Raw genomic sequence first — 11,956 nt, 5'->3', positions numbered from 1 at the left:
AACCACCGCTATCGCGGGCAAGCCCGCTCCCACAGGGTTATCTGGTGTCTGGGAGATTGAGGCTACTTGCGGGCGACGATGACAGCGCGCATCGGCGCCGGCAGCCCTTCAACTGTTTTGCTGTGATCTTGCGGGTCAAGGAAGTCGCTCAACGACTGATACTTCATCCACTCGGTCCCGCGTTGTTCCTCGACTGTGGTCACGCTCACATCCACGCAACGCACATCGCTGAACCCGGCGCGGCGCAGCCACAGTTCCAGCGCGGGCACCGATGGCAGGAACCACACGTTACGCATCTGCGCGTAACGGTCTTCGGGCACCAATACCTGCTGCTGATCGCCTTCGATCACCAGCGTCTCCAGCACAAGTTCACCGCCCTTGACCAGGCAATCCTTCAGCGCCAGCAAATGCTCGATCGGCGAGCGGCGGTGATAGAACACGCCCATGGAAAACACTGTGTCGAAGCCTTCCAGATTGGGAGGAAGATCCTCAAAGGGAAACGGCAAGTGCCAGGCATTGGGTTCGGACAGGTAACGCTGCACGGCCTGGAATTGGCAGAAGAACAGCCAGTTGGGGTCGACGCCGATCACACTGTCAGCACCGGCGCCGAGCATGCGCCACATGTAATAACCGTTACCGCAACCGACATCGAGAATGCGTTTGCCTTTCAGGTCCAAGTGCGGAGCTACCCGGGACCACTTCCAGTCCGAACGCCATTCCGTGTCGACATGCACGCCGAACAGGTCGAACGGGCCTTTGCGCCAAGGCGACAAACCCATCAGTGCGGTGCGCATTTGCGCGCGGGTCTCAAAGTCGCAATCGGTGTCCAGTTTCAAGCCATTCAACAAATCGACTTCGCTTGGCTGAATCTTCGGCAACGCGTCCAGCGCGCTCTGCCAGCGTTCCAGATCGCCGTGACCCTTTTCCATCTTCTGGTCGAGTTGACGCTGCAGGGTGTTGGCCCATTCGGCCAGCGGTGTACCGGCCAGACGGCGGGCGAGGGGGGACAGATCAATCATGGCAAGGCAATCAACGAGGCAAAGTTAAGACACTGGAACCACGGCACGACTTTCGAGAACCCGGCGGCCAGAAGGCGCTCGCGGTGTTCTTCGAGGCTGTCGGGCTTCATGACGTTTTCGATGGCGCTGCGCTTCTGGGCGATTTCCAGTTCGCTGTAGCCGTTGGCGCGTTTGAAGGCCACGTGCAGGTCGGTGAGCAGTGCGTGTTCTTCGGGGTCGTTGAAGCGCAGCTTCTCCGAGAGGATCAGCGCGCCGCCGGGCAACAACGATTGGCGGATGCGCGAGAGCAGCGCGGTGCGTTGGTCCGGAGCGATGAATTGCAGGGTGAAGTTCAGCGCCACCACCGAGGCTGGCTGAAATGGCAGGGCGAGGATGTCGCCTTCGATCACTTCCACCGGCAGCAACTCCTGGAACATCGAGTCCTGGCCGTTGAGGTATTCGCGGCAACGCTCGACCATGGCGGCGGAGTTATCCACAGCGATGACGCGGCAGCCGTCGGTGCGCACGTGACGGCGCAGGGCCTGAGTCACCGCGCCGAGGGACGAGCCCAGGTCGTAGAGCACGCTGTTGGGCTGGGCGAACTGCGCGGCGAGCACGCCGAGGTTTTCCACGATGGTCGGATAACCCGGCACCGAGCGCTTGATCATGTCCGGGAACACCCGAACCACGTCCTCGTTAAAGGCGAAGTCAGGCACCTGGGTCAAAGGCTGGGCGAAAAGGCGATCGGATTCTTTGCTCACGGCGGTTCCAGCGGCGTAGGTGGAAAAGGCCGGCATTTTAGCCAAATTGACGGGGGGATGCGCGGGTTGTCTGATAAACCGCCGGGCTAACCTCGGTAAATGGAGTGACATGCTGTTGTGGCGAGGGAGCTTGCTCCCGCTCGGCTGCATAGCAGTCGTAATACCGGCTGATCGGGTGAGTCTGATAAAACTCGTTGAATGGGTTTGGGGCCGCTTCGCAGCCCAGCGGGAGCAAGCTCCCTCGCCACAGGATTCAGCGCGGTTTCTGGGTGAACGCCGACGCCGCAATCCCCCATTGCCCCAGCCAGTAGCTGAGGATGATCACGTAAGGCGCGGCATGGAATGGCATCACAAACCGGTTAATGCCAATCACACTGTCAGAAAACACAAACGCCACCGCGCCCGCCGCCGCCAGCAGCGCCGAGCGTTTGGGTACGTCGGTGCCGAGTCGGGCCAATGCACGCCAAAGCATCGCACTGATGGCCAGACCATAAACAATCACCGGAATCAACAACGGGCCCAGTCCGTGGGAAATCAAAATCCCCAGCAGCACCGCGCCGACGCTCAACGCCATGATCAACGGCAACAACGCCAGACGCCGACAATCGCCCAAATAAGCCTTCAGATACGCCAAATGCGCGACCAAAAACGCCCCAAGGCCAAACACGAACAAATCCCCCGGCCATGCCAGCAACACGTCGCCGACCAGAGAGAAAATCAAACCCAGGCTGATCCAGCGCCGATAGTCACTGGGCGGTGCATCGTGCAACCAGCCGAGCAGGGCCAGCACCGGCAACGGTTTGACCAGCAGGCACAGCAACGCGGCATGCACGCTCAGGCCATACAGAAAGGTCACCGCGCCCATCAGCGCCAGAATCAGCCAGCCCACGATCAGTTAACCGCGATGGCGCAGTCGAAGGTTTCCACGGCCGGTACTTCTGGAGCCCACGGCTGTGAATAGGTCAGGCGCAAACGGCCAGTGCCGGTGGCAAAAGCCTGGAAGCGCCAGGTCGAAAGGCCGGCGCTGCCGACAATCCCGGCGTCTTCCGGGTTGCTGTAGACCTCGGGGCTGAGTGCGCGCAACACGCCACCGGCCGAATCCTGAATCGTCCAGCGGTAACCCGTGGTCGGGTTGCTTGGCAGGGTCAGGATCAGGTTTTGCCCGTTGTGCAGTTTCGCCGGGCATTCGCTTTGTTTTTCCACGGTCACGTTCTGTTTCGATTGCGTGGCGCAAGCGCTCAGCAGGGCGAGGGCGATGGGGATCAACAGGCGGGTGGGGGACATAAGATCAGTGGCTCCGGCATTCACGACGAACGGCGAGCATAACTGAAGATGAGACAAAGTGTGACAGTCGGACCGGGATGGCCGTGAGGGATGGTGTCGTCAGTGCCGACGCCATCGCGGGCAAGCCCGCTCCCACAAGGTTTTGTGGTGAACACAAGATTTGTGAACACCCCGGACCACTGTGGGAGCGGGCTTGCCCGCGATGGCGGCGGTGCAGGCGCTACACAACTATCAGAACAATATCTTCGCCACATCCGCAAAGCGCGGAAAAGTGCACGGTAATCCCTTCTTTCAGATACTTTCACGACGAACGGCGAGCATAACTCGAGTAGCTCCGGATGCTATTGGCGTGGTATCAAGAATCCCATCGACGACTTGCCGAAGTCGTCGACAGATCAGTGATTCTTTAACTTATCAGGGGATCTGGATGCCGAAAAGGCTATTGATATTGAACGATTCCTTATTGATCAAAAACCTAATATTTAGGTGGCCGTGGTAAAGTTTTTTTATCGGATCGAGGCATAAAGTTATTTTTCCCTCCTGCGGGATGCCATCAAAGTATTGATTGTTTGTCCTGCCATGATAGCTGACTTTGATGCTCTCTTTTTCTAATGGATAGTTGTAGTTTCCGTTCGGAGGCAAATCCTGTTGTTCATTACCTGGGATACTGTCCATAATCTCTATCGTAAAATCAAAGCCGGTACCGTCCTGCCAATGAGAGCCTTGAAGGATGACAACATTGCTGTAGATAGTTCCATATAGTTTATTAGCGAAAAAATGTTCGTTTTTAATGCCGACGTACCAGAGGCCAGTAGCTATCGCTTGTTGAGCTGGTGAGGTTTCCATTGACTGCTCCAGATTTAGATTTGTAAAGATCTAGTCCGGGTAATCTATGAAAATGTCAGCCGTAGCGTCTACTGTCATATGTAATAGCGTTTAATATCGTTTCTCTATAGGTGTGCATTATTTAAAGTATAAAGCGAAACGCTGCCAGTCGAGGTTGGCAGCGTTTTAGGAAAAGTTAGAACAATATCTTCGCCACATCCACAAAGCGCTTGGCAAAGTGCACGGTAATCCCTTCCTTCAAATAATCCGGCAGTTCTTCAAAGCTTCCACGGTTTGGCTCCGGCAGGATCAACTCGAAAATCTTCTGCCGACGCGCCGCGATGACTTTCTCGCGCACCCCGCCAATCGGCAGTACATGCCCGGTCAGCGTCAGTTCACCGGTCATGGCCACGCCTTTTTTCGGCGACTGGTTGCGGGCGAGCGAGAGCAGGGCGCTGGCCATGGTCACACCGGCGCTCGGGCCGTCTTTCGGCGTGGCGCCTTCCGGTACGTGAAGGTGAACGAAGGCTTCGTCGAAGAACGTCGGATCACCGCCAAATTGCTTCAGATTGGAGCTGACGTAGCTGTAGGCAATTTCTGCCGACTCCTTCATCACTTCCCCCAGTTGCCCGGTGAGTTTGAAGCCACGGTTGAGGGTGTGAATGCGCGTGGCCTCGATCGGCAGCGTCGCGCCGCCCATGCTGGTCCAGGCCAGCCCGGTGATCACGCCAATGCCGGACAGTACTTGCTCATTACGGAACACCGGCCGGCCGAGTGAGGCTTCCAGGTCTTTCGGACCGAGCTTGATCACTGCTTTTGGTTCGTCGAGCAGCTTCATCACGGCTTTGCGCACCAGTTTGCCGAGGTTTTTTTCCAGCTGCCGCACCCCGGCTTCACGGGCGTAGCCGTCGATCAGGGCTTTCAATGCGTTGTCGCTGATGCTCAGGCTACCCTTGGACACGCCAGCTTTCTCAAGCTGTTTCGGCCACAGGTGACGCTTGGCGATCGCGACTTTCTCTTCGGTGATGTAACCCGACAGACGAATTACTTCCATTCGGTCCAGCAACGGGCCGGGAATTGAGTCCAGGGTGTTGGCGGTGCAGACGAACAGCACTTTCGACAGGTCCAGGCGCAAATCCAGGTAGTGGTCGAGGAATTCGACGTTCTGTTCCGGATCGAGGGTTTCCAGCAGCGCCGAGGCGGGGTCGCCCTGGTAGCTCTGGCCCATTTTGTCGATCTCGTCGAGCATGATCACCGGGTTCATCACTTCGACGTCTTTCAATGCGTGGACGAGTTTGCCCGGTTGCGCACCGATGTAAGTGCGGCGGTGGCCCTTGATCTCGGCTTCGTCACGCATGCCGCCGACGCTGAAGCGATAGAACGGCCGGCCGAGGGATTCGGCGATGGACTTGCCGACGCTGGTCTTGCCCACGCCCGGCGGGCCCACCAGCAACACGATAGAGCCGCTGATCTCGCCCTTATAGGCACCGACCGCGAGGAATTCGAGGATGCGGTCCTTGATGTCATCGAGGCCGGCGTGGTGTTTGTCCAGCACCTTGCGCGCATGTTTGAGGTCGAGTTTGTCCTCGCCGTACACGCCCCAAGGCACTGAGGTCGCCCAGTCGAGGTAGTTGCGGGTCACTGCGTATTCCGGTGAACCGGTCTCGAGGATCGACAGCTTGTTCATTTCCTCTTCAATGCGCTTCTGCGCCTGGGGCGGCAACACCTTGCCCGTCAGACGTTGCTCGAACTGCTCGATGTCGGCGCTGCGGTCGTCTTTGGTCAGCCCCAGCTCTTGCTGGATGACCTTGAGTTGTTCCTTGAGGAAGAACTCGCGCTGATGCTCGCCGATCTTGCGGTTAACTTCGGCGGAGATTTCTTTCTGCAGGCGCGCGACTTCGACTTCCTTGCGCAGCATCGGCAGGACTTTTTCCATGCGCTTGAGCATCGGCACGCAGTCGAGCACTTCTTGCAGCTCGCTGCCCGTGGCCGAGGTCAGCGCGGCGGCGAAGTCGGTCAGCGGCGATGGGTCGTTGGGGCTGAAGCGGTTGAGATAGTTCTTCAGCTCTTCGCTGTACAGGGGGTTGAGCGGCAGCAGTTCCTTGATCGCGTTGATCAGCGCCATGCCGTAGGCCTTGACCTCGTCGGTCGGCTCGGTTGGCTGGTGCGGGTATTCGACTTCCACCAGATACGGTGGGCGATGGTGTTTGAGCCAGTTTTTGATGCGCACCCGGGTCAGGCCCTGGGCAACGAATTGCAGTTTGCCGTTTTCGCGACTGGCGTGGTGGACTTTGACCAGGGTGCCGTATTCCGGCAGGGCTTTGGTGTCGAAGTGGCGCGGGTCTTCCTGGGGGGCGTCCATGAAGAACAGGGCCAGGGAGTGGTGATCGGATTGGCTGACCAGTTCGAGGGTTTCGGCCCACGGCTCTTCGTTGACGATTACCGGCAGTACTTGCGCCGGGAAGAAGGGCCGGTTGTGGATCGGGATGATGTAGACCTTGTCCGGCAGGTTCTGGCCAGGCAGGGCGAGGCCTTTGCCGGTAGAGTGGTGTTCGGCGTTGTCTGTTTCTGCGTATTCGCTCGGGTCTTCGGGGAATTCTTGCTGGTCGGTCATGGGGCACCTGCGCAATAGGGTATGGGTCTTAGATGGGGCAGGCTTTTGGTGGTTTCAATGGGCGTGGATATTTCAGCGTGTGTGTTCAGGGTTTTGACAGGTCTTGGCGGCCTTATAGCCGGCCAGGTTCTTGTTGATTGAGTACATATCCAATTCTGCGGTAACGGCGGCTTATGGTTTCGCCCTTACGGCGACTCCCTTTGGCAAACGCCCCAAAGGAAGCAAAGGTCTTCGCCCCAAGCGTCCGGCCCCTCGCTGAGGCTCGGCGTTCCTTCGCTCCGGTATCCATCTGGGGGCATCGCCCTACGGTTGGCTTCGCTTCAACCTACATGCGATGGGTTCGACTGCGTCGAACGGCGCTGCGCGCCAATCCCCAGATGAACACCTGCGCTCAGCCTCCCGAAGGGGCGGGTGGATCAAAATCAAAAGCCAGATCAAAAGCTGCAGGCGAGCTAACGCTCGGCCTGTTGAGTGGTGAAGGGGCGGGTGTACGCCGCTTCACTGTGGGAGCGGGCTTGCTCGCGAAGGCGGCCTGACAGCCGACCAATTTCTCGCAGATGGACACGATTCAACTGTAGGAGCGAGGCTTGCCCGCGAAGGCGGCCTGACAGCCGACCAGTCTCTCGCAGATATACACGATTCAATGTGGGAGCGAGGCTTGCCCGCGATGGCGGCGTGTCAGGCTACCTCCATGTCGAATGTGAGAAAGCCTTCGCGGGCAAGCCTCGCTCCTACAGGGGATTAGCTGTGTGGCGCAGCTTTTGGTATGGCAACGTTATCCAGCATCCGGTTCACCGCCAGTTCGGCCAGCATGACGATCTGTTGAATTGCCATCGCCGTGTGCCGGTGCGGCCCTTCCAGATACCCCGCAAAATCACTCGCCATCACACTGGCCTGGGCCAACGATTCACAGGTGTGGGCCAGCAGGTCTTCGTCTTTGATATCCGGCGCAATCATATACATCGTGCTCGGCTTGCGGGCCACGGGTGATTTGAGGGCGGAGGGGTTGAGGTAGTGATCGAGCGCGCGGTTAGCGGCGTCGTGGAGCTTTTTTGAATCGGTGGATTCGTAGGGCGAAACGTTGTCGGTTTCTGGTGTAGGCATGGCGATGCTCCAAATAGGGAATGGAAAAGCACCAAGTAAAATTCAGGCCGCGACGCCCGGTCGCTGATTTGCAGTGACCCCCAAAGCCTATCCACCGCTCTTCCGAGCGACAACCGTCAAAACATGTCGGAAAGTTCTCAAAAATTCACCACGTCTGTAGGAGCTGCCGAAGGCTGCGATCTTTTGATCTTCCGGCGTCTTCAAGAACACAAGATCAAAAGATCGCAGCCTTCGGCAGCTCCTACAGGGGAAGGGTGACCTGAAACAATCGAGCACAAAAAAAGGCGACCCCCTCACAGGAGTCGCCTTTGCTTTAACTGCCGCTACCGCTTATTCCGACAGTTTGTACGCAATCACATAGTCACCCTGTTTGGTGCCCAGCGATCCGTGACCGCCAGCAACAACGAGCACGTATTGCTTGCCGTCTTTGCCGGTGTAGGTCATCGGTGTGGTTTGCGCGCCGGCTGGCAGGCGGCCTTCCCACAGTTGCTTGCCGTTTTTCACGTCGTAGGCGCGCAGGTACTGGTCGAGGGTGCCGCTCAGGAAGGCTACGCCACCAGCGGTGGTGAAGGTGCCGCCCAGGCTCGGTACGCCCATGCTCAGAGGGATCGGGACCGGCGCGCTGTCGCGCACGGTGCCGTTCTTGTGCATCCAGATGGTTTTGTTGGTGGTCAAATCGACCGCCGCCACGTAGCCCCAGGCTGGTGCCTGGCACGGCAGGCCCATTGGCGACAGCAGGGCTTCGAGGATCACGCCGTATGGCGCGCCTTTGTTGGGCTGCACGCCTTCGGTTTCGCTGACGCGAGGGCCTTGTTTGGCGATTTCGGCGGCCGGGATCAGTTTCGATTTGAACGCCATGTAGCTCGGGTTCACGAACGCAATCTGACGCACCGGGTCAACCGACATGCCGCCCCAGTCGAATACCCCGAAGTTACCGGGATAAACGAGCGAGCCTTGCAGCGACGGCGGGGTGAACATGCCGTCGTAGCGCAGGGATTTGAAGTCGATCCGGCACAGCATCTGATCGAACGGGGTCACGCCCCACATGTCGCGTTCCTTGAGGGTCGGCGGCACGAAGTTCAGGTCGGACATCGGTTGAGTCGGCGAAGTATGGTCGCCTTCCACCGCGCCTTGCGGCACCGGGATTTCCTTGATCGGCACGATCGGCTGACCATTGCTGCGGTCCAGCACGTAGATGCTGCCTTGCTTGGTGGACGCGAGCACCGCCGGTTTCACACCGTCTGCGGTTTTCAGGTCCATCAGGGTTGGCTGGCCACCCACGTCCATGTCCCACAGGTCATGGTGAGTGAACTGGAAGTGCCAGCGCACTTTGCCGGTGGCGATGTCCAGCGCAGTCAGGCCGGCGGCGTGCAGTTCCGATTCAGGGGTACGCGCGCCACCGAATTGATCCGGGGTCTGGTTGCCCATCGGCAGGTAAATCATGCCGAGTTTTTCGTCGACGCTGAAGATGGACCACATGTTCGGCGAGTTGCGGGTGTAGGTTTTGCCTTCGGCAATCGGCGTGGTGTCGTCCGGGTTGCCGCTGTCCCAGTTCCACACCAATTTTCCGGTGTGCACGTCGAACGCGCGGATCACGCCGCTTGGCTCGTCAATGGAAACGTTGTCGGTGACGTGGCCGCCAATCACCACCAGGTCTTTGGTGACTGCCGGTGGCGAAGTGGAATAGTAGCCGCCAGCGGTGAAGCCGCCGATGTTGGCGGTCAGGTCAACCTGGCCACCGTTGCCGAAGTCTTCGCACATTTTGCCGGTGTCGGCGTTCAGGGCGATCAGACGGGTGTCGGCGGTCGGCAGGAAGATCCGGCGCGGGCAGACGCTGGTCACTGGCGCATTGGCAGTGCCGGTCGGGCTTTGCTCGGAGGCGTAGGCGGCGTCATCGTGATAGGTCACGCCACGGCAGGTCATGTGCGCCCAACCCTTGAAGTTCGCCGCGTTTTGCGTGGAGAGCTTCGGATCGAAACGCCAGAGTTCCTTGCCGGTGTCCGGGTCCAGCGCGATCACTTGGCTGTGCGGCGTGCAGACATAGAGCATGCCGTTGGCTTTGAGCGGGGTGTTTTCGGCTGTGGTTTCGCCCGGGTCGTTCGGGCCAGGCAGGTCGCCGGTGCGGTAGGTCCAGGCGGGCACCAGTTTGCTGACGTTCTGCGGCGTGATTTGCGCCAGTGGCGAGTAACGATCGCCATGGGCGCTGCGGCCGTAGGAGTTCCAGTCGCCATCGGGCATGGCCGGGGCGGTGTTGGTCATGCCAGGCACGGTGTCGCGATCCAGTTCGCCTTTGATTTCACCGGGGTTGGTGAACAGGCTGGCCAGCGCGGCGATACCGGCGATGACCACGGCAGCGCTCAGCACACCGGTGCCGATCGGGTTGAATTCGCCGGTACGCAATGGGCGACGAAACCATGGCAGCAGCATGACAATGCCGAGGGTGAAGAGCAGCGCCAGACGTGGCACCAGTTGCCACCAGTCCAGGCCAACTTCCCACAGTGCCCAGACGGTACTGGCGAACAGCACCACCGCGTACAGGCTCAGCGCCGCATAACGGTCGGCCAGCAGCAGGCCGCCGGTCAGCATCAGGCCGATACCGGCCAGCAGGTAATACAGCGAGCCGCCGAGCATGCTCAGCTTGATCCCCCCGGCCAGCAAGGCCAGGCCCATTAGTAGAAGCACGATACCGAGCAGGCTCGGCAGCAGACGGCTTCGACTCAAAGCACCATCAGCGCTCATAGTGTGGTTCTCCGTGACGTTTTAAGTAGTCCCACGCAAGTTCACTGTAGATGAGGATCTTGTGCGGGCATGGTTCAGTTAAGAAAGGTGTACGGTTGATTCAATCCCTGTGGGAGCTGGCTTGCCTGCGATGACGGTGTGTCAGTTGGCAAAAGTGTCGGCTGACCCACCGCCATCGCAGGCAAGCCAGCTCCCACCGGAATTGTGGTTTTAATCAGAACGACGACTGGATCTTGATCCCGCCAATCAGCGCGTCATCGACCTTGTCCACGCCACCGGGGTGGCGGATGTATTGCAGGTTCGGGCGCACGGTCAGCCAGTTCGTGACGTGCACGCCGTAATAGAGTTCGGCGCTGTATTCGGTGTCTTGCGGCGGCAGGAACGATGGGTCGTCGTAGTCGAAGACGGCGCGGGCCTGATTGGTGGCCTCGGCGTTCTTGCGATAGGCCGGGTTGACGTGGACACGGGCCAGGGCAAAACCGATGTCGTCCCTGGCGCGGGCATCGAACAAGCCTTTGTAGACGACGCCGGCCTGGACGTAGTTGTCGATGGCGTTGGTCTTCTTGTCGTGCATCGTGCCGTTGGCGAACACGCTCAGGCCCCGAGAGTTATCACTGGCGCGGCTGGTCAGCTGCTGCTGAATACCGAGCCACACGCCGTGCTTGCTCGATGCGCTGCGGTAAGCCTCGCCACTCAGCGCGGCCGGCTGGCCGTTGCTGTCCTTGTAGACGTCGGTGGCCTTGGCATTGCTGTAGTAATAACCGGCACGGTATTCACCTGGCAGGCCATTGAATTTTGGACTCCAGACCAGTTCCACCGGCAGGATCGCACCCTGCGTGCCGCTGCCGCTGAGCTTGAAGCCGTTGTCGCGATCCAGGTTGGACGGGTTTTGCTCGTAAGCCCCGATTTGCGCGTACAGCTCCGGCGTCAGGTGATATTTGACGCGCATCGCCCACTGGCTGACCGGCCAGTTGTACCAGATGTCGCCCACCCAGTTGCCGACCTGGGAGCCGCAAAACGCCAGGTTCTGGAAGTCGCAGGGGAAGCTGTTGAAGTCTTCGCCCTCGCCGAAGCGGCCGACTTTGATGTCGAGCTTCTGATCGAAGAATTTCTGCTGATACCACATCTGCGTCAGACGCCAGGTCTGGCCACGGCCCCAGACTTCCTGAGCCGAGGTGAAACCGCCGACCCGCGGATCGTTGATCCGGTCGTTGCTGATGTTATTGCCGTTGCGTTCGGTGATGGTCAACTGAAATTCAGCGTCGTCCCAGCCAAGAATCTTCTGCAAGTCCAGATGGGTGCCAAAGCCGAACTGATCGCTATAGCGCGCGGTGCGGTCGTGATCGTAGCCACCGTGCAGATTGCTGCCCATTTCACCGGTGTAATCGACCTTGAAGTCGTAGCCCTTTTCCGAAAGTTCGGTACGAGTGCCGTTCCAGTCGCCGAGCATCCACGGCGAATCGCTATCGAAGGCCGGTGCAGCCTGGGTACAGGTGGCGAGGCTCAATGCGGTGAACCCACCGATCAGGTTCAGGGCTTTTCGACTGGCCACGGGGGGCAAGACAGCGCTGTCTCGCGGAGTATGAAAATCAGGCATAGAGAAGAAATTCTTGGTCTTTTTTCTAAAGGGG

At 59.2% G+C, this 11,956-nt stretch carries 9 protein-coding genes; all 9 read right to left on the bottom strand.

All coding sequences use genetic code 11. From position 1 onward, the window contains the following. Positions 1-62: 62 nt before the first annotated feature. The 9 genes from cmoB to AB3226_RS08830 all read right to left on the bottom strand — a co-directional run bounded on the left by cmoB (position 63) and on the right by AB3226_RS08830 (position 11,922). The gene (cmoB, locus tag AB3226_RS08870; RefSeq protein WP_367372812.1) at positions 63-1,019 is read right to left on the bottom strand and encodes a tRNA 5-methoxyuridine(34)/uridine 5-oxyacetic acid(34) synthase CmoB; all 957 of its coding nucleotides are present in this window, start codon (positions 1,017-1,019) and stop codon (positions 63-65) included. After that, positions 1,016-1,795: a carboxy-S-adenosyl-L-methionine synthase CmoA gene (gene cmoA, locus AB3226_RS08865; protein WP_367372811.1), complete on the bottom strand. Its 780-nt coding sequence runs from the start codon at positions 1,793-1,795 to the stop codon at positions 1,016-1,018. Before cmoA ends, cmoB begins: the two co-directional genes overlap by 4 nt. Positions 1,796-2,012: 217 nt before the next feature. After that, a complete protein-coding gene (locus AB3226_RS08860; RefSeq protein WP_367372810.1) occupies positions 2,013-2,648 on the bottom strand; it encodes a lysoplasmalogenase in 636 nt (211 codons plus the stop codon). A gap of 2 nt (positions 2,649-2,650) precedes the next feature. Further along, positions 2,651-3,043, bottom strand: coding sequence for a protease inhibitor I42 family protein (locus AB3226_RS08855; RefSeq protein ID WP_367372809.1), 393 nt, complete (start codon positions 3,041-3,043; stop codon positions 2,651-2,653). Positions 3,044-3,457: 414 nt separating this feature from the next. Continuing rightward, positions 3,458-3,889 carry a hypothetical protein gene (locus AB3226_RS08850; RefSeq protein ID WP_367372808.1) on the bottom strand — a complete coding sequence of 144 codons (432 nt, stop codon included), beginning with the start codon at positions 3,887-3,889 and terminating at the stop codon, positions 3,458-3,460. A 175-nt stretch (positions 3,890-4,064) separates the two neighbouring features. Beyond that, positions 4,065-6,482 carry an endopeptidase La gene (lon, locus tag AB3226_RS08845; protein WP_367372807.1) on the bottom strand — a complete coding sequence of 806 codons (2,418 nt, stop codon included), beginning with the start codon at positions 6,480-6,482 and terminating at the stop codon, positions 4,065-4,067. Between the two features lie 741 nt (positions 6,483-7,223). After that, a complete protein-coding gene (locus tag AB3226_RS08840; protein WP_367372806.1) occupies positions 7,224-7,586 on the bottom strand; it encodes a DUF6124 family protein in 363 nt (120 codons plus the stop codon). A 330-nt stretch (positions 7,587-7,916) separates the two neighbouring features. Next, positions 7,917-10,325, bottom strand: coding sequence for a glucose/quinate/shikimate family membrane-bound PQQ-dependent dehydrogenase (locus AB3226_RS08835; protein WP_367372805.1), 2,409 nt, complete (start codon positions 10,323-10,325; stop codon positions 7,917-7,919). A 214-nt stretch (positions 10,326-10,539) separates the two neighbouring features. Continuing rightward, entirely contained in the window at positions 10,540-11,922 is a 1,383-nt protein-coding gene (locus tag AB3226_RS08830; RefSeq protein ID WP_367372804.1) for a carbohydrate porin, read from the bottom strand. Positions 11,923-11,956 lie beyond the last annotated feature (34 nt).

The organism is Pseudomonas lini (assembly GCF_964063345.1).
Classification (GTDB): Bacteria; Pseudomonadota; Gammaproteobacteria; order Pseudomonadales; family Pseudomonadaceae; genus Aquipseudomonas; species Aquipseudomonas lini_B.
This window is presented reverse-complemented; position numbering and strand designations above follow the sequence as displayed.